General features: G+C 60.8%; 16 protein-coding genes. 6 read left to right on the forward strand and 10 right to left on the reverse strand.

All coding sequences use genetic code 11. The features are described 5' to 3' along the window. Positions 1-35: 35 nt before the first annotated feature. From JFT44_RS20320 to JFT44_RS20365, 10 genes are all read right to left on the reverse strand, one after another. Complete coding sequence (locus tag JFT44_RS20320) at positions 36-686, reverse strand: DUF799 domain-containing protein (RefSeq protein WP_057436967.1); 651 nt, start codon at positions 684-686, stop codon at positions 36-38. Next, on the reverse strand, positions 683-1,045 hold the full coding sequence (locus tag JFT44_RS20325) for a DUF4810 domain-containing protein (protein WP_057957961.1): 363 nt from the start codon (positions 1,043-1,045) through the stop codon (positions 683-685). The genes JFT44_RS20320 and JFT44_RS20325 overlap by 4 nt, the downstream gene beginning before the upstream one ends. A gap of 29 nt (positions 1,046-1,074) precedes the next feature. Continuing rightward, positions 1,075-1,755 (reverse strand): CsgG/HfaB family protein, encoded by a 681-nt coding sequence (locus JFT44_RS20330; RefSeq protein ID WP_057436965.1) that lies wholly within the window; start codon positions 1,753-1,755, stop codon positions 1,075-1,077. Between the two features lie 31 nt (positions 1,756-1,786). Continuing rightward, complete coding sequence (locus JFT44_RS20335) at positions 1,787-2,368, reverse strand: hypothetical protein (protein ID WP_198831060.1); 582 nt, start codon at positions 2,366-2,368, stop codon at positions 1,787-1,789. 140 nt (positions 2,369-2,508) lie between these two features. Further along, positions 2,509-5,082, reverse strand: coding sequence for an autotransporter outer membrane beta-barrel domain-containing protein (locus JFT44_RS20340; RefSeq protein ID WP_198831061.1), 2,574 nt, complete (start codon positions 5,080-5,082; stop codon positions 2,509-2,511). A 62-nt stretch (positions 5,083-5,144) separates the two neighbouring features. Beyond that, on the reverse strand, positions 5,145-5,711 hold the full coding sequence (locus tag JFT44_RS20345) for a hypothetical protein (protein WP_169960008.1): 567 nt from the start codon (positions 5,709-5,711) through the stop codon (positions 5,145-5,147). A 46-nt stretch (positions 5,712-5,757) separates the two neighbouring features. After that, positions 5,758-6,039 (reverse strand): hypothetical protein, encoded by a 282-nt coding sequence (locus JFT44_RS20350; protein ID WP_198831062.1) that lies wholly within the window; start codon positions 6,037-6,039, stop codon positions 5,758-5,760. After that, on the reverse strand, positions 6,036-6,902 hold the full coding sequence (locus JFT44_RS20355) for a PoNe immunity protein domain-containing protein (RefSeq protein ID WP_198831063.1): 867 nt from the start codon (positions 6,900-6,902) through the stop codon (positions 6,036-6,038). The genes JFT44_RS20350 and JFT44_RS20355 overlap by 4 nt, the downstream gene beginning before the upstream one ends. Continuing rightward, a complete protein-coding gene (locus tag JFT44_RS20360; RefSeq protein WP_198831064.1) occupies positions 6,899-15,928 on the reverse strand; it encodes a hemagglutinin repeat-containing protein in 9,030 nt (3,009 codons plus the stop codon). Before JFT44_RS20360 ends, JFT44_RS20355 begins: the two co-directional genes overlap by 4 nt. 30 nt (positions 15,929-15,958) lie before the next feature. Next, the gene (locus tag JFT44_RS20365) at positions 15,959-17,677 is read right to left on the reverse strand and encodes a ShlB/FhaC/HecB family hemolysin secretion/activation protein (protein ID WP_057957957.1); all 1,719 of its coding nucleotides are present in this window, start codon (positions 17,675-17,677) and stop codon (positions 15,959-15,961) included. Between the two features lie 685 nt (positions 17,678-18,362). On the opposite strand from JFT44_RS20365, the gene JFT44_RS20370 reads away from it, so the two are divergent. The 6 genes from JFT44_RS20370 (at position 18,363) to JFT44_RS20395 (ending at position 24,006) form a co-directional block, all read left to right on the forward strand. Beyond that, the gene (locus JFT44_RS20370) at positions 18,363-19,103 is read left to right on the forward strand and encodes an SDR family NAD(P)-dependent oxidoreductase (RefSeq protein ID WP_198831065.1); all 741 of its coding nucleotides are present in this window, start codon (positions 18,363-18,365) and stop codon (positions 19,101-19,103) included. A 4-nt stretch (positions 19,104-19,107) separates the two neighbouring features. Continuing rightward, complete coding sequence (locus JFT44_RS20375; RefSeq protein WP_169990441.1) at positions 19,108-20,307, forward strand: hypothetical protein; 1,200 nt, start codon at positions 19,108-19,110, stop codon at positions 20,305-20,307. A gap of 143 nt (positions 20,308-20,450) precedes the next feature. Further along, the gene (locus JFT44_RS20380) at positions 20,451-21,545 is read left to right on the forward strand and encodes a fatty acid desaturase (RefSeq protein ID WP_198831066.1); all 1,095 of its coding nucleotides are present in this window, start codon (positions 20,451-20,453) and stop codon (positions 21,543-21,545) included. Between the two features lie 2 nt (positions 21,546-21,547). Beyond that, on the forward strand, positions 21,548-22,171 hold the full coding sequence (locus JFT44_RS20385) for a 2OG-Fe(II) oxygenase (protein ID WP_057957953.1): 624 nt from the start codon (positions 21,548-21,550) through the stop codon (positions 22,169-22,171). A gap of 62 nt (positions 22,172-22,233) precedes the next feature. Then, positions 22,234-23,133 carry a DMT family transporter gene (locus tag JFT44_RS20390; RefSeq protein WP_057441728.1) on the forward strand — a complete coding sequence of 300 codons (900 nt, stop codon included), beginning with the start codon at positions 22,234-22,236 and terminating at the stop codon, positions 23,131-23,133. A 93-nt stretch (positions 23,134-23,226) separates the two neighbouring features. Then, positions 23,227-24,006 (forward strand): class I SAM-dependent methyltransferase, encoded by a 780-nt coding sequence (locus JFT44_RS20395; protein WP_169990439.1) that lies wholly within the window; start codon positions 23,227-23,229, stop codon positions 24,004-24,006. Positions 24,007-24,086 lie beyond the last annotated feature (80 nt).

Consider the following 24,086-nt stretch of genomic DNA (forward strand, 5'->3'; position numbering starts at 1 on the left):
CGCTCCCACATTGGAGCGGCAGTGACTGGTCCAGATCAGTCCGAGCCGTACTTGGGCGAGCGCGGGCCGTACAGGATCCCGGTGCGTTGCCCGGCCGACAACAGGCGCGCGCTGGTGATACCAGCAATCGGATGCGCCGCGTCGGTGGAGCTGTTGATCACTTGCTTGACCGCCGCAGTGATCAGCATGCCCACCAGGCCGCCGCCGTTGTTGTTGCCTTCCTCGCTGGACGCCCGTGCCGAGCCGGTCCACAGGGTGGTTCCGGTGCGCAGGTCGACCAGTTTGGCCGAGGCTGTCACGGAGGTGTCGCTGGTGATCAGCATGTACTTGGTGCCGTACTCGCTGACGGTGATGTACAGCGCCGCGTCTGCGCCGAAGATCTCATGCAGCTTGCCCGGCGGCACGCCCTGGATATCGTTGGCGGTGGTCAGGCCGTTCTGGCGGAAGGTTTCGTCCACCAGGGCAATCGGCATCACGTAGTAGCCGGCTTCCGCTAACGGGTAGGTCACCTGCGATACCAGGCTGTAGGAGGCCTGCACTTCAGGGGACTCGTTGATCGGTGGCAGCACCAGGATCGACTTCGGCCGCGCCTGCTTGTAGGCCGAGTAATCGACGGTCTTGGGTGCTGCGCAACCGCCCAGCAAGGCCAGGGCGAGCAAGGCGCCGGTGAGTTTCAAAAAGCTCATTTCTTCACCTCTGGGGCCTTGGCGTTCTTGAGCAAAAAGTCCATGTAGGCAGCAGACTCGGGGAACAGCGCCTTCTCGGTGCGCAACTGCTGCACCATCTGGTCATCCTTGCCCATGCTCAGGTACAGCAAGCCCAGGTGAGCGTGGTAGCCCGGCGGGGCCTGGCGGCCACTGGCGTTGATCTTTTGCAGGTCGCGTTCCAGCGCTTCGACCTGGGCTTCCTTGGGCTCGCCCTTGAAGTACTCGTAAACCTGTGGCTGGTAGCTTTCCCATTGATACAGGGGCTTGGGTGCCGTCTGGCACCCTGCAACCAGCGCGGTTGCTGTCAGCATCAGCGCTAACTTAACTGCCTTGCTCATCCGTGTACTGCTCCTTGAAAACACTTAAATCAGTTACGCGGGTTCCAGGCGCCGGCGTTGATACCGTCGACCAGGCGATTGATCGCTTCGCGCATGGCCAGGTCCAGGACCTTGCCATTGAGGGTGGAGTCATAGCTGGCGGTGCCGCCAAAGCCCACGACTTCACGGTTCGACAGCGCGTATTCACCGGCGCCCTGGGTGGAATACACCACTTCGGAGGTGCTGATGTTGACGATATTCAGGTTGATCTTGGCGTAGGCCACCTGGGTCTTGCCACGGCCGAGAATGCCGAACAACTGGCGGTCGCCGGTTTCTTTGCGGCCGAACTCGGTCACATCGCCGGTCACCACGTAGTCAGCACCCTTGAGGTTCTGGACGGTGCCCTTGATTTTCGCTTCCTGGGAGATTTCGCCCATGTTGTCGCGGTCCAGCACGCTGAAGCGGTTGGTCTGCTGCAAGTGGGTGATCAGGATGGTCTTGGCCTGGCCACCGAGGCGGTCCACGCCATCGGAGAAGATCCCGCGCATGTAGCTGGAGCGGTTATCGAACTTGCCCACGGCAATCGGCACGCGTACGCCGGAGTAGGCGACGCTGGCGCTGGCGACTTTTTCGATCGGCAGTGCGCGGGAGCTTTCCGTGGCGCAACCGGCCAGGGTCAGCAGTGCCGTGGCGGCAAGGCCGGACAGCAGGATTTTGCAGAGTGATTTCACAGGGTGCTCCTAGGTGAATAAATCCGGGGTATTAACGTGAGGGTATGGCGCGCAGGTCGTGCACGATGTAATTGCTCAAGCCACCGGTGAAATGGCGCTCGATATTGGCGCTGCCTTCATTGGTCAGGACCCCGCCAATGGTCTTCCATTGCTGCACCTGGCCGCCCCAGTTATTGGGCACCAGGCCACCCCGATCCTGGGCAAAATGCAGCACCTCGGCGTCGGCTTTCTTGACCTTGACCTTGTAGCCGAAGTCGATGCTTTGCAGGATGGTGTTGTCGTCGACCACCAGGCTGGTGATACCGCCCTTGGAGTCGAGGATATGACGCACGTAGACGATATCCACGTCCAGCAGGTAGTCAGCGGTCTGCTTGCTGCTGGCGTAGCGCTTGGCCTTGAGCAGACGGTCAACCAGGTCGACGCCCAGTTGCTCGCGGACTTTGGCGTCCGACATGAAAATTCGGCCCTGCCCCACCACTTTGACGTCGAAGGTATCGACCCAGAAGGTGGCGGTCTTGGGAATGGTCACGGGTGCTGGAGAGATGTAGTACGGGGGTTTGGAAGCGCAGCCGGCCAGAAAGGAAAGAGCCAGCAGCAAGGCAAAAATGCGCATCTTCAAATTCATCCCTGATTAAGTGCTGCGCATTTTACGGGGTTGAGAGCGGTTCTCAAGTTGTTTCGCACTGGTGGGAGCAGGCTTATGTGGGAGCAGGCTTGCCAGTTCCCACACAAGCTCGCTCCTACCAGGACGGTTTAGAACGCGTAACGGGCCTTGAGCATGACGCCATCGGCATCAAACCCACTGCGAGCCTGGCGGGTGTAGCTGGCGCCGACGCTGAACGCCGAGACCTGGTAGTTCACGCCCACGCTGGCCTCATAGCTGTCACGCGCTACCGATGCGCCGGTCACGCTGAACGTCGAACCACCGTTCACAAAGCTGGAAGTCTGCGCCACGCGATCACCCATTAGGTCGTGATAGGCCATCACGGTCGCTTCCGGTTGCAGAGTGCCGGCACCCAGCGGCAGGTTGCCTGCCACACGCAGGCCGGCGCCCAGCTCACCGACTTCGTAACGTTGGGAACCGGTGTTCAGCGCCGCCGAAGAGCCCTTCTCATGCAGGCTGTCCATGTGCACGCTGGAGTAACGCGCGGCGACACGCGGTTCGATCAGCACGCTGTCCGACGCTTTGAAGCTGTAGCCGCCGATCACGCTGGCCGACAACGCCTGGCTGTCGTAGCTGCCCTTGGCCGTGGTGCCGGCGATGTGACGCTTGCTGTCGTTGTCGTTTACGCCATAGCTCAGGCTGCCATCGACAAACCAGTTCTGCAGCGACCAGTTGCCGTACAACGACAGCGCGTTGCCCTGCACTTCAGTCTTGTTGCCCAGGTCCGAATGGATATTGGAGTTGAGGTAGCTGTACGCCACACCCACACGGGTGCTGTCGTTCAAACGCCCGTCCACGCCGACGGCCACGCCGCTGCTGTTGGCCGAGTAACCGTTATCGCCACCGCGACCGTCCTGGTCCATGTTGCTGCTCAGGCCTTGCACCCACACGCCGCCACGCTCGCTACCATCGCGCTGGCCGGCCAGGCGGTTGAGGATCGTGCCGTTGATCACGGTCTGCCCAGACAAGGCCACGTCCAGCGCGCCACGGTTTACGTCAGGTTTGAGCTGTTCGCCAATCTGCGCCAGTTGCTGGGCGCTGCCGGCGTTGGCCACGGCCTGGAACACTGCGTCGTCCTGGCTCAGTTGCCCCAGCACTTCGTTTTTCAGCAGGTTCACGGCGGTGACTACCGAGGTGCTGGCGCCCACGCCGCCGAGGTCGGTTTGCACCTGCTCGTCTGGCTTCAAGCCCACCACGGCCTTGACCGTCTGCGCATCGGCCGAGTAGCTGAGCACATCGAGCAACGACGAGCTGCTGGCGACCGTCAGGCCGTTGTTTTGCACGCTGCTGGCTTGCAGCAGGGTGTATTCGGTGCCGCTGGGGGCTGCGGTGAAATCACCGGGCTTGGCGCTCAAGGTCACGTTGGAGCCCTGGGCGAAGTTCGCGGCACCGCTGACCGTGAGGTAAGGCGTGGTCGGTACGACGCTATTGGACAGGCGCATATCAACCCCAGCGCCGCTGGCTACATTCAGGTCGCCAGTGATGGTGGTACCGGCGCCGGACAGGTTCAACGAACCCGCGTTGACCGATACCGGGCTGCCAATGCGCGCGCCGGTAAAGTCGGCCTGGCCGTTGATGTTCACAGCCGTGACACCGAGCACATCACCGACGATTTTGCCGCCAGTCCAGTTCAGGCTTGCCAGGTTGGCCGCGTCGATGGCGGTGCCGGAGTTGCTGCGGATTTCGCCGGCTTGCTGGTTGATCTCGAAGGGCGTCAACTGGGACTTCGGGTTGACCTTGATCGCCGTCGCGTCGGCGCTGATCACGCCACGGTTGATCAGGCCGCGCTCACCGCTCGGCGAGGTGGTGTTAAAGGTCGCGCCTTGCACGTTGAAGGCCATGGCGTTGCTGCCGCTGGCTTCGATGGTGCCGGTGTTGAGCAGGTAATCGTAGGTGCCCGCATCGAGCTGCACGGCAATCGCCTGCCCGCCGTTGACGGAAACCAGGCCGCTGTTTTCGATACGCAGGGGGTTGGTATCGGTTTCGATCTCGATCCCCAGGGCCTCTTCACCGGTAACGCGGAGGGTTCCAGAGTTGAGCAGCTTGCCACCGATGGTCACCGGCAGGTTGTTGTGGGTATCGAGGATCAGGCCGTAGCCGTAGTAGGACGTGACATCCACCACACCGCTGTTGACCACGTCGCCCGCCACGGTGGTGCCGTTGAGGTAGATACCCTCGGCGTCGGACTCATCACCGGAGCCGGGGACTTCGACCAGGGTGATGTTGCCCGAGTTGATGATGCTGCCGCCCACGTTGCTGGCACCGACTTCAAAGCCTTCGGCCCAAATGGTGTTGCTCAGGTGGATATTGCCGGCCTGGATGATATCGCCGGTGATGTTGCTGCCGGTGGTGGTGAGCATTTGATCCAGCGCCCCATCGACGATCAGGCCACGGATGGCTCGGCCGCTGGCATCCAGAGTGAGGTTGGCGTCGTTGCGCAGCGTGCCCTGGATATTCGTCAGGGCAATATTCACACCATCGGCACTGGGCTGGGTCGACACCACGTTGCGCGTGCCCACCAGGGTCACAGGCTCGTTGAACGTCTGGGAGACCCATACGTTGTTCTGCCCGGTGCTGACGTCAAACTCCACCGCGCTGACTTGTGCGGCAACTGCGCTGACCATCATGGCCAACAGGGTTTTCTGGAACTGCTTGCGCTTCATTTGAAACTCCATTTACTACGGACAACACCGCCAATGTGCCCGGCGGTTGTAGGGTGCATGATTCAGGACGCGGGGACGGGGATGCGCTGCGCAGGGTCGGTGATGTCATAGGCATGCTGCTCACAGCCGGCGCCGACAATCACGAATTCCACCAGGTAAACCTTTTGCTTTTGCGGTTTGAACGCCGAGGTCATCGGGCCGCAGGCGTAGACCGTTTTTTCGGCGTAGCTGTAGTAGTTCGAGTCATACACTCGCGACTCGCCCAACACCTCGATCGTCTGCCCCGGATCGGCCAGTACTTCCAACTGCGGGAAGCGTTTGACGGCAGCGCTGTTGGCCACCTCGCTCATCTTGGCGATCCAGCCAAACACCTTGCCCCGACCAGAATCCACCACCGTGCCGAGGATCTCCGGCCGCTGATCGGCATCGCCGCCACGGCGCACGGAGAACTGCACGGGGTAAGTAAAGCCGGTGGCGCGCATGATCACTTTGGCGTGTTCGGCGTCCGCCACAACTTTGTTCTGCTGCAACTGCACGCCATCTTTCAACAGGCTGGGCGACGAGTCGCGGGCAGTGGAGTGGCAGCCCGCAAGGGCCAGGGCCGCGAGGATAAAGGCAACTTTTTTCATAAAGGGTCTTCCGTGGCAATAAAGGGCTGGGGTTGCCCTGCAAGAGTCAAAAACTCAAAAAGAACACGCCCCCATATAAAAACAAGGCAAAGCCGGCCAAGGCCGCGCGCCACTCCGGGTCGGCGTCCTTGCTCATGCCACCCGGTGCTATGGCCACCCGGGCGCCACGCGCATAGTTGTAAACCGCCTGGCCAAACCACAGCTGCACTAACACCATGGTCAACAAACGCTTCCAACTGCCATCAAATCGCAAGAAGCCATTCAACAACGCAGCCAGTACCAAAGCCACGCCAATGCCATGCCGGTACTGGTACAAGTGACGGCTCATTCATCCGAGCGCCCAAACAACCGCGCCAGCCAGCCGGCTTTTTCTACGCGGGCAGGAGCTGGTGCGGGGATAACGGCTTCACTGGGGTGGAGCAAGTCGGCAGGGTAATGTTCATGCCCGATGCAAGCGCTGTCATCCAGCCCGAACGCCTTGACAGCGGCAACCGCCTCAAAGCACCACCGGCCGAAGTAGCCTTCCATCTCAAGGGGGTGTTTTACCGGGTCACCATAAACGTACCACCAGGGTTGCTGTTTACCGCGCCGGTTCAACTCCGGGTACCAATGCTCTACGAACGCCAGCAACAGCAAGGCCTGTTGTTCCTGGGGTGCGTCGATTGCCTTGAGCAATCTTGAGTAAGGCTTGGCGTGCAGTAGCTGCTCCCCAATCACCCGCCCGGGCTCGCGGGCGGCGATGATTCGATCCAGCAGAACGTCCTGCCCACCTTCGCCGATCAAGGCAACCAGTCGACGCCACTGGTCGTCGGGAATCTCCAGCGCCAGCGCCAGGCTCACCAACCAGAAACACCAGATGTAGTGGCTTAGATCCGTCAGCTCGAAAGTCCAGTCTCGGCAAACCTGAAGATTGTTTTGTGCACAGACTTCGTGGGCAGCACTATTGGACATCTCCCAGGCGTCCAGCAGGAGCGGGAAACAGGTCGCGATCTCTGCGACATTGCGCCCTTGGGAATAGGCTCTGATGCCTGAGGTCAAACTATCCTTGGCAACGTCGAACGCAAATTGCGGCCTATAGACGGGGTTGGCTGAGGGCTCCGCCAACAGCTTACGGGCCCGCTCAATCCACTGCTGGTCCTTTGACTCACGCCCCTCCCAATACTGCTTATCTCCCAGCGGTGCACGAATCATGGAAGAACCCCATTCAGATTTTTGGAAGGTAGTATTCTAGAGGTGTCTACCGGTTTGACCTTACCAAGCGCATCCAACACCTCAATTTCTGTCGAGCCATCCGGCCGCGATCTGACGACCCATGTTTCGGTACGGTTCATTTCGATGGCAGCCCGAACATCCCGGCTCTGCTCCCTGCCCACTGCACGGATCAGGCGATCACCGCCCAGCGTCCAGGCTGTGGAGCCTTGCTTGCCATCCAGCGTATTGCCCAGGCCCGAAGATCCGGACTTTTTGTCGGCGCTGACAAACTTGTATTCGATAACGACAAAGTCGACATCCGGGCGGCTGACCTTGTAAAGATCATCAACCCCCGTCTCACCCAAACCCGGTACCCGTGCCAATTTCTGTCCGTCTGGCACGATTTGCTTAACGGAACGCTCGCCAAACAAGTCGCCCATGACCCCTTTCTGTTCCCGGGTCAACACGCTCAGATCCATCAGCGGTTTGCCATCAGGGCCAAAGATACCGCCACTTTTGAGCAGTGCCTGCTCGGCCGCTTCGTTGATGATGCCGGTGAAGCGTTTGCCCACAGCCCCGGCCAGCTCGCCGGTCAGGCGGGTGGTGGTCGCGCCTGCACCACCGACACCCGCGCCGCCCAGGCCGAGGCCCACGCCGGTAGAGGTGGCGATCATCTCGTTCTGGCGCAGCACGTCGGTGCCATAGCCCTGCATGATATGCAGGGTGTCCAGATAGCCCTTGAGCCTCAGCTCTTCGGGCAAGCTCTGCACCGCCTCTACCGCCGCGATAAATTGCCGACCGCCACAGCTTGGGCAATTGACGGTACTCATCGCCCAAAGCGCCGTCTTGGAACCGAAACTGGCCAGATCCTCTACGGCATTGGCAATACCCTCGGCACTGCCCTGGCCCTTGGCATTGAGAATTTCGGCCATGTTTTTCGGGTCGTGCAGGTACTTGTAGGGGTCGACCAGTTCGATGTACTTGACCAGGTTCTCAACCGAGTTCCGGTCTTTCATCAGGCGCGACAGGCCCAACCGCTCATTGTTGTAATCGGCCAGGCTGACCTGGAACAGGTCCGCGCTTTTCGACTGCGAAAGCTCGCTGCGCAGGAAACTGGCGGCAGTCGTGGTGTTGCCATCCTCGGCACCCAACACGGTATTCCAGCCGCGATCGACCATCGCCGCGGCGGTGCGCAGCAACTCAATGCGCGCCTGCTGCTCGGTGATGCCTTGCTCGGCGGCGTAGCGATCGACGCGCTCTTTGTCGGAGGCGAACTTGATCTCGTCCGGGTGCAACTGACGGTTGTACCGATCCACGCTGGCCGCAGTGCCACCGGCCACAATGGCGCCGCCGGTGCCATGCCCGGAACCGACCGCCGTACCCACGCCGGAGGCAATCAGGGTAGCCACGGCCTTACGGTCGGCCTCTTTCATGCCACTGTCTTCCAGCGCTTGCAGAATCGAGGGCATCAGCGCCGCCGAGGCGCCTGCACCCAGCGCGCCGCTCTGCACATTGCCGCTGGAAAGCCCCAGGGCAGCCCCCGCCAATGCGTGCAACATAACGCGCGCTGCGCCGCCTTCGGCCCAGGCGGCCTTGGTCGCACTGTCGATGTCTTTGCGGTTTTTCTGCTCGTCGGCAAAACTCCCGATTTTATTGAAGATATCGCTGGCCGATGTATTGGCCACGATCCCCACCGCCGTGCCGCCGGTAGCGCCGCCCAGCCCGGCCGCAATCAGCCCGGACGCAATGTCAGCCATCAGTTTCTTGTCGCCACCCACCTGCCAGCGCAGCGCCTCGGCATTCGCCGCCTCGTACGCCTGGGCCGCAGCCCCCGCCGTTGGCGAGCCCGCGCTGCCCTGGTCTTTTGCCTCTTGCCCAAGCTTCTTGGCTTCATCCGCCTTGGCTTTGGCCACCGTACTGATCACACCGCTGGCCAATTGCGCCGAGCTTTGGATCAGGTCGATGCGCTCTTGCATGGCCTTTTCATCTGGGCGCTCGAGCTTCTGGTTGGCATTGGCGGTGTCGCGGTTCAGCCCCACCAGGTCATTGGCGCCCTCAGGGTTGCGGACCACAATCGTGCCGTCGCTGACCGCACTGCGAGTGTGGCTGCGCTCGTCTTCCTTGAGCGCCACCGGAATGCTGCCACCCGGCGAGGTGCCGCCGCTGCTGCTGAACGAAGCGGAGAGCCCCGCCGACTGGCTCTGGATCTCGCTGGTGTTCTTGATATCGCTGACGATCAGGCGATCGGTGCTCAAGCGGTTCTTCACTGCCGCCGCTTCGCTGGCAATCACCCCGCCCTGCAAGGTGGTGGTCTTGCCGACATTGATGTCGTAGCCCCCGGTACCCGCAAACAGGCCGGTCTGGTCGGTCACGGCCTTGTAGTCGCTGTTCATCTTGGCCGCAGCAATACTGGCCGAGCCGGCGACAGTGGAGCCGTAGCAGAACGGCGGGATGCAGATACTCGCGCCAAAGCCTGCGCTGCTCTGCTTGCTGCGCGACGATTCGCTGTCCTGGCGCGAGAGGATATTGAGGTTGCCGCCGATGTCCGCCTGGATGCGGTCAGCGCGCACCTGGGCGCCGGCGAGGGTGGTGTCGCCACCGCTTTTGAGCAGCAGCGAGCCGGTGTCCAGGGTGGTATTGACCTGGGTTACCGAGTTGCCATTGCCGTTGTTTTTCGCGCCCTGGGCGCCGAGGTCGAGGGTGAAACCGTTCTGCTCGCCGATGTTGAAGCTGGCGCCAATTGCAGTCTTGTTGGTCGAGCCATCGTTCTTGCGGTCGACGGTGTCCTGGGCGCTTTGCAGCAACACGTTGTTCTTGGCCAGCAACAAGGTGTTGGCGGCTTTCAAGCTGCTGCCGGTGATCTCGATATTGCCCTGGGTGCCGGGCGCTTCGCCGGTGGCGACAATCGACAGATCCTGCCCGGCATTGAGCGTGCTCTGGCGCGCCGTCAGGCTGTTGTACTCGCTGCTGGCCTTGCTGCGGGTGTTGGCCAGTTCGGTGCCAATCTTGATCAACGAACCGTTGCTGGGTGAGCCGCCCTGCTTGTTCTTGAAGCCGGCGCTCTGGCCGTTGGCGTCCGAGGCCTGGCCACCCAGGTTGTAGGCGGCCAGGGCGGCCTGGGCGATTTTCACCGCCTTGAGGCGCGGGTCATCGGCGTTCTTCGCCGCCTCGGTGGCATCGTGAATGCTGCGCGCGGTGTCGATCACCGCACCGCCAATCACCCGGCCCACGGCCAGGCTTTTGGAGCTGTCTTCGGTGGTTTGCCGCGCGGTTTCAGCACCGGCGGTGATGGTCACGTTGGCGCCACTGAGGTCCATGTTCTTGGTGCTCACCAGATCACTGGCGACCACGTTCAATTCACGGCCGGCAATCAACGCAACGTTGCCTTCGCTGGAGCCAACGGTGCTGCCGGTCAGGGTGGTTTCCTGGGCGGTGCCGTTGTGTTTGCTGCTGCTGATGGACAGGTGCTGATTGCCGGTGATGTCATCCAGGCCCAGCTTATTGCCGGTCAACACGCCGGTCAGGTCGCGGTTCTTTTCCTTGTGCATGTCGGTGCGCGAAAAGGTGTTCTGCGCCGCATCAATCGTCAGGTCACGCCCGGCCTGCACGGCCAGGTCGCCGGTGCTGACCAGCGCCGAGCCGGTCACTGTCGCATCCTGCCCCGCCACCACGCTGACCGTCTCGCCCGAGACCATGCTGCCCACGGCCACGGTGCGCTTCTCGTCGACCTTGTCCTGGACCTTGCTCGACTTCAGCCCGCCCCAGCTGCTTTTGCTTTCCTTGCGCTCATGCCGGGCACTTTCGGCATCAGTCACCGCGACGATTTGCACATCCTTGCCCGCCACCAGTTTTGCCGCGCCTTTGTCGGCGGCCACGGTGCTACCCGCCAGCAGCAGGTTTTCACCGGCTACCAGGGTGCTGTTGCCGCCAGAGCTGACACTGCTGCCAACGTTGTTGATGGTGTCGGTCTCGTCGAGACGGAATTTTTTCCCCGAGGAGCTTTTCTTGGTCTTGCTGTAGAAGCTGTAGTCCTGATCCTCGGCGGCCCGCAGGGCCAGATTCTTGCCGGCCACCAGGTACGCTTCATTGCCGGCGCTGACGTTACTGGCGAGCAGCAGTAAATCTTCGCCCGCATTCAAGCTCACGTTGCCACCAGCCTTGAGCACGCTGGAAACCTGGCTTACGTGGTCCTCGATGCTCTTGACCTTTTTCGAGTTGTACGCCGAATGCTGCTCGTTGGCCGCCGCCGCCAGGGTCACATTGCGCACGCCGCCGACGCTCAGGTCGCGCTTGGCTTCGATCTGGCTGCCCACCGCGCTCACATCCCGCCCGGCGACCACATGGAAGTCACGCCCGGCTTCAACCACCGAGCCTTGCTGGGTGATGATCTCGTGGCGCGAACGGCTGCCAATGGCGCCGCTGTCCAGGGTTTGTGCCGCGACGATATTCACGTCGCGCACCGCCTGGGCGGTGGTGTCGCCGCCGCTCTTGAGCGCGCCGCCCACACTGTTGATATCGCGCCCGGCCTGCATCGCCAGAGTGCTGGCCGACTCGATACGCGCAGCGCTGTCGATAAAATCGCTGCGCTCGATGCGGTAGTCGCTGGCGCTCTGGTGCGTGGTGACGCTGCGCTCATTGAGCAGGTCGGCACCGGCCACCAGGTTGACCTGCTGCCCGGCGATGATGCCGCCGGCACGGTTGTTGAGGTTCTTGCCGGTCAGCAGGTCGAGGCGGTTGCCAGCCTCCATCAACCCGCTGTTGTGCAAATCACCGCCAATATTGGCGCCCAGGTTGCTGGTAGCGCGCAGTGTGCCGACGTTGTTGAGGTTGGCGCCGGTCATCAGGTTCAGGTCGCTGCCGGAAATCAGTGCGCCATTGGGTGCCAGGCGATTGCTGGCCTGGGCCAGGTAAAGCACCGGCACCAACACGTCTTGACCGGCAACGGTGGCGTTTTCCAGCCACACGATATCGTGGGTCAGGGCCGCCACTTGTTCGGCGGTGAGGCTCACGCCCACGGCCAGGTTCAGTTGCTGGCGAGCGCCGATGGCATTGTCCATCAGGTACTTGAACACACCGGCGTCGCTGGTCTGGCCGTCGATAAAGCGCTGGCCGGTGCGGGCAAGTACGGCTTGCTGGATCAGGCGCTGCTCGTAGAACCCATCGCCCAGGCGCTTCTGGCTGGCGTCGGGGTCGTAGCCCAGCTTGGCCAACATGTAATCCGAGCCCAGGAACTCAGCCATATTGGTCAGCTGCGAGTTGGTCTCGATCAGGTACTTGTGCGGGTTGGCGGCAAACTGGCTGTTGGGCAGGCCCTGTACACCACTGCCGTCGCTGAAGTGAAACAGGCCGTTCTGCCCGGTGGGCAAGCTGAAGCCCGGCAGGCCCAGCGGGTTGACTTGTTGCTGGGCGACATCCGGTGGCAATTGCCCGTTGAGCTTCACCTGGGTGGAGAAGCCAGGGGCGTTGGTGTCGGTCTTGGCGCCGCTGCCGACGTAGGTGTAGCCACCGCGCACCACGCTGTTGTCGATGCCGGCCTGGGCCTGGATATTCACCGCGCCGCCGGCCTGGATCACCGCAGCGTAGCGCTGGTCCGGAGCCGCCAGTTGGGTGGTTTTGGTCTCGCCCCATTGGCGCTCCATCGCGCCGATAAAGAACGCCATGGCCGCTTCCAGGCCCCCCAGGTTATTGGGGTTGTAGGCCGCGCCACCGATGGAATAACGCTGGGTAAATTGCGCGGCGGTCTGGTTGTAGCCCGACGGATCACGGGTGCGCTCGGAAGAAAATACGCGCTCGGTCAGGGTGTCGTGGGTTTCCAGGCCGAGGTTGGTCAACTGGTTGACCCGCGCCGTCAGGCTGCCGGCTGCAGCGATGCTACTGCTGCTGTTGAGCACATCGCCGCCGACCAGCAGCAGGTTGGCGCCGGAGGTAATGCTGGAGGCCGCGCTGGCGTCGGTGACCCTCAGGCGCTCCCGCTGGGCAATCAGGAACGGACGGTTTTCCTTGCCGCCTTCGCAGTCACCGCCGTTGACGTTTTCAATGCACTGCACCGGGCTGATCGAGGCGCTGTAGATCCCCGACTCGCTGGTCAGGACCGTGCGGATATTCTGGATGGTGCCGGCGGCCAGGCTCAGGTTGCCGTCACTCTGAATGCTCGACGAGCTGTTGATGATGCTGGTGGCGAACGCGCCCTTGCCGTCACGGTCGATGCTCAAGTTGCCCATGGCATAGATATCGGCAGCGAGGTTTTTCAGGCGATCGACCCGCAGGCTCATATCGCCGCCGCTGAACAGCAGGCCGTTCTGGTTAAGCAGGCTGCCAGAGGTCAGGGTCATGGTGCGACCGCTGCCCAGGGTGCCGAGGTTGTTCAGCGCAGCGCTGGCCAGGCTGAAGTCCGTGGCGGCGGTCAGGCGGCCCGTGTTGTTGAGGGTGCCGCCCAGGGTCAGGTCGAGGCTGCCGTTACTGGCGATCACGCCCTGGGTGGACCAGTTCTGGCCGGTGCCCTTGATGCGGTTGGCCGCGAGCAATTGGCCGCTGGTGGTTTGCTCGAGGGTGTCGACATTGACCGTGAGGTTGCCGGCCTGGATCAGGCTGCTGTTGGTCCAGTTGGTTTTGTCCAGGCTCAGGTCGCCCTGGGTCACCAGGCTGCCGCCGACGTTATCGAGGTTGATGCCGGCAATATCGAACACGCCGGTGCCGACATGCAGCACGCTGCCGCCCTGGTTCTGGAAGGTGCCGGCGGCCAGGCTCAAGTCGGCATTGGCCGCTTCCAGCTTGCCGCCGCTGTTGTCCAAGGTACCGCCAATCGCCAGGCGGCTTTTGCCAGTGCTCCCCAGGGCGCGCAATTGCCCGCCCTGGTTGTTCAGGCTGGCGGCAGCGATATCCAGGGTGCTGGCGCTTTCGATCAGGCCACGGTTGTTGAGGGCGCCCAGCAGGCTGAGGTCGACTTGCTGACCGGCGATCTGCCCGGCGTTATCGACGCTGCCGCCACTGAGGCGCACGCGCTGGCCGGCGAATACACCGCCGTTGCCGTTGTTGAAAACACCGGCGTTGATCAGCGCATCACCCGCCTTGGCCGAGAGCTTGCCCCCGGCGTTGTTCAGGCTGCCGACGGTGAGGTTCAGGCCGGCGTTTTCGCTGTGGATCAGGCCATCGTTGTCGTTTTGCACCAGGCCGCTGGCGTTCAGGGTCAGCCCAGCGTTTGCCGCCAGGGTGCCGCTGTTGCGGTTGTCCAGGCTGGCCGCCAATACCGTCAGCAAGGTTTGGCTGGTGAGTTTGCCGCCCTGGTTGTCGAGGGCGGCGACACGCTCGATCGACAGCGGGCCGGCGCTGGCCAGCTTGCCGTTGCGGTTGATCAGGTCGGCCAGCAGGTCGAGGGTCAGCGCGCCGTTGCCGGTGAGGCTGCCGGCGCTGTTGTCCAGGCTGTTGCCGCGCAGGGTGAATGCGGCGGCGCTGTCGATGGCGCCGCCCTGGCTGTTGTTGAGCGCGCCGCTGAGGGTCAGGGTCTGCGCTCCGGCGCTGGAGATCACGCCTTTGTTGCTGTTATCGAGGCTGTCGCCGGTGACGCTGAGGGTGTCGTGGCTGACCACCGCGCCACCCTGGTTATTGACCTGCGCGACGTTGGCCTGCAACGCGCCGTCGCTGATGATTTCGCCCTGACTGTTATGCAGCGCAGCGGCAGTCAACTGGGTGCTGCCGCTGGTCAGCAGGCGGCCTTTGTTGCGGTTATCCACAGTGCTGGCGGTGATGTCCAGGGCCTTTCTGGCACTGATGACGCCGCCCTGGTTATCCACGGTCTGGCTGGCCTTGACGGTGGCGGTACGGCTGGCAACCACACTGGCGTTATTGCGAATATCGCGGGCGTCGAGGCTGACGTCGCCGGTGGTGGTGCGGGTGTTATCGGGATTCACGCCGGCTTCGATGATGCCGTTGTTGGTCAACTGCCCGCCGCTGCTCAGGCGCACCGTGTCGCGGGCGGCGAGGCTTTTCTGGGTGTTCAGGTCGCCGCTGGTTTTCACCGTCAGGGCGGTGCCGGCGTAGGCCGGACCCTGGGCGTCGAGGCTTGCCGCCTTGACGTCAATCGCGCCACTGGCCGCCGCTTGCGCCATGCTCAGGTGCCCATTGGCATCGAGTTGGATATCGCCCGCGCTGGCCGCCAACGTGCCGTCCAGTTTCACCCCGACACCGGCCTCGGTGCCCACCAGCTTGATCGCGCCGGCATACATGCCGCCCAGAGCCGAGGAGTCAATCGCCAACTCCGGCTTGGCGCTGCCATCGTCGGCGCGCGCGGTGGCATTCAAGGTCTGTGCATTGACGTCGTTGCGCCCGGCAATCACGGTCAGGTTGCGGGCATTGATCTGCGCGTTGATCTTGGCCGTGCGGGTGATGATTTCGAAGCGGTCGACATTGCTCGCGTTCAAGCCCTGGCCATCGATGGTCACCGCACCACCATCGACCTGGTAGCGGTCCAGGCGGCCGTTATCGAGGATCGGTTTGCCGGTGGTCAGGGTCACGTTGGGTGTATTGATAAAGCCGCAGCCGTTGCAGGTCACGCCATAGGGGTTGGCGACGATAACCTTGGCCGATTGCCCCGCCACCTCGGTATAGCCGCGCAGTTGGCTGGGGCTGCCGCCGTTGACTTCATTGAGGATGACATTCGCCGAGCCACCCTTGAGGTTGGGGTTGCCGACGATAATCCCGCCCAGCTGGGTGGACTGCAACGGGCCGCCGGCGTTGTTGAGGATCACGCCATTGGGGCCGACGTTGTAGTCCTTGAAGTGGTTGTGGGACAGGCCGCTGCCATTGGGCGTGGCGATGTTCACCACCGGCACCCCATTGCCCGCCGCGCCCACCGTCGTGCCGGGGCCGCTGACCACAATGCCGTCGGCCTGGGCCAGCAGCGGCTGCCAGAACAGCGCGTTGGCCAGAATCAGCACCAGGCCGCGCTTGGGCAGGCCGCAGAACGCGTCACGACGCTTCAAGGCAGCAGAAGGCAGGCGGGCGAGGAAGGCAAACTGGCGGACGTCCATGTCAAATTCTCGATGCGGCTAGGCGTTGAATTACAGGTAGAAATCCATCCGGAAGTAGATCGGCGCTTCGCGCTCGCTCATCACTGCCGGACGTTCCAAAGAATGGGCGAAGGTCACGCTGGTGCTGACATTCTTGCCACGGGCGAACAGCTCCACGGAGTTGCTGGAAACCCGGCCGTGGACAGTGTCGTTGTAGCGGTCATTGCGGATCACGCCCTGGTCGTAACCCAGGCTCACGCCGTACTCGCCGAAGGCCGGGCGCAACCAATCCACCAGTACCGGCCGCGCCCAGCGCAGGTCGTTGCGCCAGTAGCCGCCGCTGTCACCGTTGAGTTGCTGGTCCTTGAAGCCGCGCACCGAGGATGAGCCACCCAGGCTCATGCGCTGCGGGCTGAACAGTATGTCTTCGCTGCGTTGGCCGGTGGCCAGGCTGGTGAAACTGAACGACTCGCCCCACAAGGTGAACGGCTGCAGGTAGCTGACGGTGGCGGTGTATTTGCGGTAGCGCGAATTGGGCTGACGACTGCCAAACTCGCCGCGTTCGTCCTGGGACTGGGCATCGAGCAGGCCAATGCCATTCTGCATGCCCAAATCCATGTTGACGAAGGCACTGCCGACCCGCCGACCGTGGTTGATGCCGACCTGCATTTCACTCAGGCGAGTGCTGCTGTCGAGGCGGGTGGTGAACACATAGTTATTGGTGCGCAGGTGAGCCAGGCCGACGTTGACCGAGGTCTTGCTCACGTCATCACGATGCACCACGCGCTCGGCGCGCAGTTGGTGGTTCTGGCTGTCACCCGATTGCTTGAAGCTGAACGTATCGGCCTGGCCCAACGCGCGGTAATCGCTCTCGCTGTAGGTGTAGCTGAAGTTCCACCAGCCCCACGGCACGTTGTAATAGAACATGCCGTTTTTCGAAGTTTTCTGGTGATCGCTGATCGCATCATGGCCGCCGCGCAACACCAACTGGTCCGCCAGGCCCAGGGGGCTGTCCCACTCAAGGCCGGCGCCCCACTGCTGCTCGCCAGTGCTTTTTTGCCCGTCGTTATTGCGCGACAAGCTGGCGCGCCAGGGCTTTTGCGGGTTGTTTTTCACCAACACCGAACTGCCGCCGACGGCTTCGCCGGGGGCCAGTTCCATTTGGGCCTGGTTGGATGGCAAGCGGTTGAGCTGGTCGATGGCCTGCTCGATTTCCCGCAGGTTGAGCAGGTCACCGTTTTGGCCAGGAAAGGCCATGGCCAACTCGCGCGCCGAGAGCTTGCTGTTGTCCGCGCCTTGCAAACTTTCGAGCTTGCCTTCGACCACCAGCACCTGCAGATGCCCTTTGGACAAATCCTGCTGCGGCAAGTAGGCACGGCTAGTGACCATGCCCTTGTCGATGTAGTGATCGGTGACGGCCTTGAGCAGTTGATTGAGCTGGGAAACGCCCAGGCACTGGTCGATGTAAGGCTTGATCAAGCGCTCACGCTCGGTGGCGGACAGGCTGTCGGCGCCTTTGAGTTCAATGGTCTTGATCGGGAAGCAACGGTTATCCACCGGGGCGGTGGGCGCTGTGGGTTTGACTTCCTTGCCGGGCAATTCCTTGAGGTCTTCGAGGCGCCGGCGCTGCTCTTCGAGCAGGCGGTTTTGCCGCTCGCGGATCAGGTCCTGATCGCCAGGCGAAGTCGCGGCCACTGCGCTGTTTGACCCACAGAGGGCGAACAGGGCAATACACAGGGAATACCGAATCCGTGGCAATAACGAAGGCATGTTCGATCCATCGAGTAACAAGGGGCGGCAAACTAACATCGAACTTCCACCCAGCCAAAACTCCCGGCTAGTTGAAGCTAAAAATTAAATCACCCGTAAGCTGCTGATTAATAACGATAAAAACTATCAGCAACAATTAAATGCTTGTATTCGGAATTTTTATTCCGACAAGCGGTATCAGTTTTGATACAGCTTTCGACACAACTTGAAAGTTGCCATTAGTTAGCCATCAATGTTGTGCCGAGATGGGTTAGTAGCCAAATAAGCGGAAAAGTTCGCGGCTATTGTGTGAATTGGATCCCATTTCTGACGACAGGCATCGCAGCCCCCCCCCCTGACACCACCTCCTCCCGTGGAACTGGCTTGCCAGCGATAACGGCCGTTACAGCGCCGCCGACTGTCAGTTGCCCAGCGTCATCGCTAACGACCACCGCCGGGTCGGCTCCTAGAGGGTCGCGCACGGGAATGGCATCACAGATCTGCCTTCGCGGCTGTGCCGCCCTCACGAACGCCAAAAATAGCCCCCTTCAACTGTCATGGTCGCAGCACCAGACAGTTTGCTGCCCCCCCTCATCGCCGTACCGGTACATCACCTGGGATGCTTTCTAATCTGCGGGAGCTCACTAGGCACCGACGCGTCTGCTCTCCAGTTATCCATAAAAACCACAATCAAAAGGGGCTTCAATTGAACAGTGACGTGACGGTTGTCGTAACTGGGGTGACATCTGGCATTGGGCTGGCATGTGCCAGAAAGTTGATCGCGCAGGGCAACAAGGTCGTCGGCATCGGACGTCGTACCGAACGGCTATCTGCAATAGCCGATGAGCTGCGCGAAAACTTCTATCCGTTGACCAATGATGTTCGGGACAGTGCACAGCTCAAGACTTGCCTGAAAGGCCTTCCTGCTGAATTTGCAGACATTAGCAAACTTATCAATTGTGCAGGCTTGATCCAGGGTCAGGGCACACTGTTGGATGTCTCGGACGAGCATGTATCAACCATGTTGGATACCAACATTCACGGCTTGATCAATGTCACGCGGGCCGTATTGCCAGCACTTATAAAAAGTGGCTGCGGGCATGTGATCAACCTGACTTCGATCGGTGCTCATTATCACTATAAAGGCGGGCACGTTTATGCCGCCTCCAAAGCATTTGTCGATCACTTTGGCCGGTGCCTGCGTACGGAGTTGGTCGGTACTAAAGTGCGCCTGACCAACATCGCGCCCGGCAAAACCCGCTCGGAGTTTGCCCTGGTTCAATGTGCAGGCGACCAGTCCCTGGCTGACCGGGCGTATAGCTCCCTGACGCCACTTGAGCCAATGGATGTTGCAAATTCTGTTCTTTGGGCCCTGCAGCAGCCGCAACACGTCAACATCAACAGTATTGAACTAATGCCTGCCGACCAGGAACTTTCGTACCGGTGAACCTATGAGCCAATCTCTCGCGCACTATTACGTCAGAAACAAACTTACGCATAAACTTATCAGCAAGCGTGTGTTGTCGCCGATATCGCTTTCTCAAATGCCGCCATCCGACTTGGTCAAGGCACTTTGTATCGAAGAAGAAGTTACAAAATTGTCGGCCGTATATGCACAGTTTCAACATTCGGATGATGTGGTTACGGGGCTCCCTCGCTACATGCCCTTTTATCGTTTTATCCAGTCAAAGTTTCCTGGCTTCCAGTGGGAAGTGCGCACACATCAAAACAAGAAAACGCTGGTTCTGAACAAGCCGTATATCAATCAAAGCCGCCCGTCGCTGTTGAACTTGCTGCTCTGTGCGGTAAACGACAACACCGCGACAACGCCAGCCTTGAAAGTACGTTATCCGGCCATGCGAGCGCTGCCAGATGCTCTGGTGGTGGACCTGGAGCAGGCGTTTAAACGGCTGTCATTCGCCCAATCGGCGCCTCACTTTATCGCGCGTTTCGCCGAGACCCTGGCGAAGGGGCTTGCCGGAGAAATCGTCACGCTGGTTTCCCCCGTATGCCCTGATTATGGCTACGAAAACAAAAACGGGCGACTTCGCTACACCTTCGATTATTTGGGCGAAGGCATCGGGTTGGTGGCCGGACGTGTAGTCAAGACCCTGCCCGACTTACAGGCAGTGTTGCAAAAACACGGCATTGAGACACGCATCGCCATCGCAGCCGGGGATTTTGAAGGGTTCGACGAGCGTACGTTGAGCCGCCTCAAGGAAACACGCGAAGGTTTCGCCCACAAACTGCGAGTCAGCCAGCAGAAAATCCTCGACCGTCTGGGGCGGGACACCGAGACGATCATGATCGCCGAGGCAGCGGGTGGGGAGGACATCTGGAACGCGCTGACAGCGCAGGCCCAGCAACGCCTGGCAATCGGGGATAACGGTTGCATCGTCGACAACGATCTGGACTACGCCGCGATCTTGAATGCGAGGCTGGCGCTCTATCAGGCCTGGCATCAGCAGCGCAGTAATGAAGAGTTGATGCAGGTGCTATATGCCCAGGGGGCAGAGTACGCCGCGATTGGCAAAGTGTTTGCCCAGCAGTGGACCAACCCCATCGTAATCGGCGCCGATCACAATCGCATGCAGCCATTCTATTGGCTGTACAGCACCATCCCCGTCCTCTACTTGACCAGGGTCTACTGATGAGTCCGGGGCAAGGTGCACGTCACCACACTCACTACTGTCAGTACGGGCCACGGGGCGATGTTCGAGCGGCCTATGCCCACCTGCCCTTTCAGGGGCTCTGGACGTGGCTGACCGGTAAGGGTCAGGCGCGGACAGCGCAGGTGTTGCAGCGTGAAATGGAGAAGACCGGGGAATGCTACCTGGTGGTTCATCTGTGCTTTACATGGGCCGTGATGATCGCCTTGGTGATGCTCGGCCAGGCCGTTCTGCAGGGTGCTTTTCAACCCGCTACTGCGGTGCTGCTGGTACTGATGGCCTGGGTCTTGATGGTCAATCGCCTGCGTAGCCTGCAAGCCACCTTTCACTACCTTACCCACGGTGCCGTACTCAAGGACAAGACACGGGCGCAGCGCTACGCCAGGTTATTTCTAAGCACACCGCTGCTCTATCAGGACTGGGACACCTACAACCAGAGCCATGTGCGCGAGCACCACAACATCCGCGTGCTGTGTTCTGACGAGGACCCCGACCAACGCTTTATCCGGGCGCAAGGGTTCTACCCGGGAATGCCTGAAACAGCGTACTGGTTGCGAGTGTGCTGCACCCCGTTTCGCCCTGCTTATCTGCTGCGTCAATGGCGGGAGACATGGCTTGACTGCTTCGTGCGTCTTGACCGCCGCGCAGCGCTGTTTCGCTGGTGCTTCTGGGGGGTGGTGCTGGTGCTCTTGTGGGCGACGGGCGGGTTACCTGCTTTCGCATTGATGTACGTGATTCCTCGCGCCGTGCTGTTTGAACACTCCATGTGGCTGCAATTGTTTACCGAGCACCTTTGGTTTTATCAACGGGACGCCCGGCGCAGCGAAAAAGACCACTACGGCCGCCTGACCTGGGGTCGCTACCAGGGCCGCAAACCGCCGGAGCGCGGCATCATCGCCCATCTGATCTGGGGTTTGCAGTGCGTGTGCCTGGACATCCCCGTGCGGATGTATGTGTACCCGCAAGACTTGCCGAACCATGACGCGCATCACCGCCGCCCCAACGTGCACTTCCGGCACATCGCCAACTATCGCGCCAGTCTCGAGCAACAACCCTCGCCCTATGGCCCGTTCCTGGAAGTCTGGGGGTTCATGGCCGGGCTGTATCTGATTCGCGACCACTTGTGCCGAGGTGTGCAGGAGCCTTTCGGCCCTCTCGAAACCACTGTCTCGGACACTCATAACTGCCCGTTCTCCACTTCCACCTCTCAAGGAGCCTGACCATGCAAGAGACGATTCAAGCAGCCAATCAACAGTTGCACACCGACGCCTACGCACGCCTCAAGGCTTCACAACTGTTCTCAGATGAAGATATCGACTACTTGGAGACCGCGTGCCAGGTCATCCCCAAAACCATCATTAAAATCGGCGATGTGGGCGAAGAAAACTTTTTGGCGGTTGGGCGCTTCATGGAAGACCAAAAAGGCCAGTTGCCCGTCTATCGGAACACACCGTATGGCGAACGGGTGGTGGAAATTCTCTCGTCAGGCAAAAGCCGTGAGTTTTTCAACGGCATCATGGAGGGAGAGTGTTTTATCCGTCGTTGCCAATCCAACCTGCTGGAGGCTGGCAACTATATCGGTAAGCACATTGATACCTACAGCAACCTGGAATATCGCTACTCGGTGGTCATTCAGTTCGGCAGGCAATACGAAGGCGGCGAGTTCTTTATCGAGCATGAAGGCCAGGAGTCGCAGTTTAAAACCGGCTATGCCGATGTGCTGATCAATCGCTGCGAAATCCCCCATGGGGTACGCAAGGTACAAAGTGGCACACGTTCATCGTTGGTATTTTTCCTGAGCACCAGCCCCCTGGATAAACCCAACCTCAATAACAAACAGATCTGACCGGCCTGCGCATCCACCCGCATGGGCGGATGCACCACCGGCGAAACCAAAGGAAACGTCCCATGACGCAAACCAATATCGCCAGCTTTCAAGAATCAAAAAACCAGGACTTGCAAGCCTACTTCCTAGGGCTCATTTCGGTCGCAGCTTTCGCGATGACCCTACCGGCGGCCAAGATACTCGCGGGCGATCTAAGCGCCCTGCAAGTCGGTTTTTTCCGGTCGGTGCTGGCAGCGTTTGCGGCAATTCCATTTCTGATTCTCGGCCGAGCCAAGCTGCCCACTCGATCACAAATCAAACGAATGCTGCTGACATCCACCGGGATCGTTTACGGCTTTCCAATCCTTACCGCCCTTGGCATGCAATACGTTCCCGTGAGCCACGGCGGCGTGGTGCTCGCGGCGCTGCCACTGTCTACGGCTATCTTCGGCACGCTGATCACAGGTACCCGCCCCTCCAAAATGTTCTGGGTGGTGTCGAGCCTGGGTTTCCTGGTGGTCATGACCTATACCGTGATCAACTCGAATGTCTCGGATATCTACATCGGTGACTTGGCACTACTGGGCGCCGTCATGCTGGCCGGCTTTGGCTACGCCCAAGGCGGCGCGCTGTCCAAGGAACTGCCGGGCTGGCAGGTCATGTGCTGGACCCTGGTCATCAGCCTGCCTGTGTTACTTCCGGTCAGCCTCTGGCTGTATGACGGCGAAGCTATTGCCAACCTGCCTGGCCAAGGGGTAGCAGCCCTGCTCTTCCTGGCGCTGGTCAACTCGCTGCTGGGCTTCTTTTCATGGAACCGTGCACTGGCACTGGGGGGCATCCAACGCATTAGCCAGTTGCAGTTGCTGCAGCCGTTCTTCACGTTTGCCTTTTCGATCTGGCTGATGGGTGAGCTCTGGAACTGGTTGACCCCGGCCGCATGCGTCGTGGTAATCGTGCTGGTCTGGTTGTCCAAGCGCATCTGAACCGGCGCGCCCTTTTTCACCTCGCCCAAGGTGATGCTTAGAGGGGCTTGCAGCCCGACAGCCACATCACCTCCCCTAAACGGAGACCTCCCGATGACTGCCTCAAGCTTTTTCCGACCCTTTTTCGAGTTGCAGGAAAGGAACGCCCTGCCTTATGAAACCAACACGTGTTCGCAGATTCACCGGGCCAACGGTGCGATCGAGTTGCTGGCAATCAAAACGGGGGAGCGGGTGCTGGATATCGGCTGCGGTGATGGCTATTGGAGTGAACAACTCGCTCGCCAGGGTGCTGAGGTGGTGGGGTTCGACTCCAGCCCCGAGAAGGTGAACGCCGCACGCTCGCGCAACCTTGAGGTGAAACTGGGCAATGCCGAAGAGCTCTACTTCCACCAGGAATTCGATGCGGTATTCAGCCATGCCGCCCTGCATTGGATGCGTCATGCTGATCAAGTAGCCCGTGGCGCCTTCATGGCACTCAAACCCGGCGGGCGGTTTGTGGGTGAGTTTGCCGGTGCGAAAAATGCCCTGTTGATCCGGCGGGCCATCCATGAGGCCCTGGAACGCAGGTCCGTCGATGCGCAGGACATTGACCCTTGGTATTTGCCCTCCGCCCATGAGTACCAACAGGTGTTGGAGCAGGTGGGGTTCCACGTCACGTTCATCAGTTGGTTCGAGCGCCCAATGGTGCTGGATTACCCCGTCAGCGAATGGATAAAAACCTATGGCAGCCCCTATTTGGCCGCTTTACCGGTAGACGCACACGCGCAGTTTCTGGAGGAGGTCACGGAGGAACTGGCCAGCGACCTGCTGGACTCCAGCGGACATTGGACGGTGGACTACACACGGCTGCGCTTCAGGGCTGAAAAAAAATGACCCACGCGGTCTGATCTAACAGAGTGCGGCTGACGTCATCCATCAGCAGGCATCAAGAACACTCCCAGCAGTAAACGGGG

Source organism: Pseudomonas sp. MF5691 (assembly GCF_016405645.1).
Taxonomy (GTDB): Bacteria; Pseudomonadota; Gammaproteobacteria; order Pseudomonadales; family Pseudomonadaceae; genus Aquipseudomonas; species Aquipseudomonas shahriarae.

Bases quoted from the DNA above. Each gene is read 5' to 3' on its own strand.
- JFT44_RS20320 (WP_057436967.1), bottom strand. From the start codon at position 686: ATGAGCTTTTTGAAACTCACCGGCGCCTTGCTCGCCCTGGCCTTGCTG.
- JFT44_RS20325 (WP_057957961.1), bottom strand. From the start codon at position 1,045: ATGAGCAAGGCAGTTAAGTTAGCGCTGATGCTGACAGCAACCGCGCTG.
- JFT44_RS20335 (WP_198831060.1), bottom strand. From the start codon at position 2,368: ATGCGCATTTTTGCCTTGCTGCTGGCTCTTTCCTTTCTGGCCGGCTGC.
- JFT44_RS20340 (WP_198831061.1), bottom strand. From the start codon at position 5,082: ATGAAGCGCAAGCAGTTCCAGAAAACCCTGTTGGCCATGATGGTCAGC.
- JFT44_RS20345 (WP_169960008.1), bottom strand. From the start codon at position 5,711: ATGAAAAAAGTTGCCTTTATCCTCGCGGCCCTGGCCCTTGCGGGCTGC.
- JFT44_RS20350 (WP_198831062.1), bottom strand. From the start codon at position 6,039: ATGAGCCGTCACTTGTACCAGTACCGGCATGGCATTGGCGTGGCTTTG.
- JFT44_RS20355 (WP_198831063.1), bottom strand. From the start codon at position 6,902: ATGATTCGTGCACCGCTGGGAGATAAGCAGTATTGGGAGGGGCGTGAG.
- JFT44_RS20360 (WP_198831064.1), bottom strand. From the start codon at position 15,928: ATGGACGTCCGCCAGTTTGCCTTCCTCGCCCGCCTGCCTTCTGCTGCC.
- JFT44_RS20365 (WP_057957957.1), bottom strand. From the start codon at position 17,677: ATGCCTTCGTTATTGCCACGGATTCGGTATTCCCTGTGTATTGCCCTG.
- JFT44_RS20375 (WP_169990441.1), top strand. From the start codon at position 19,108: ATGAGCCAATCTCTCGCGCACTATTACGTCAGAAACAAACTTACGCAT.
- JFT44_RS20385 (WP_057957953.1), top strand. From the start codon at position 21,548: ATGCAAGAGACGATTCAAGCAGCCAATCAACAGTTGCACACCGACGCC.
- JFT44_RS20390 (WP_057441728.1), top strand. From the start codon at position 22,234: ATGACGCAAACCAATATCGCCAGCTTTCAAGAATCAAAAAACCAGGAC.
- JFT44_RS20395 (WP_169990439.1), top strand. From the start codon at position 23,227: ATGACTGCCTCAAGCTTTTTCCGACCCTTTTTCGAGTTGCAGGAAAGG.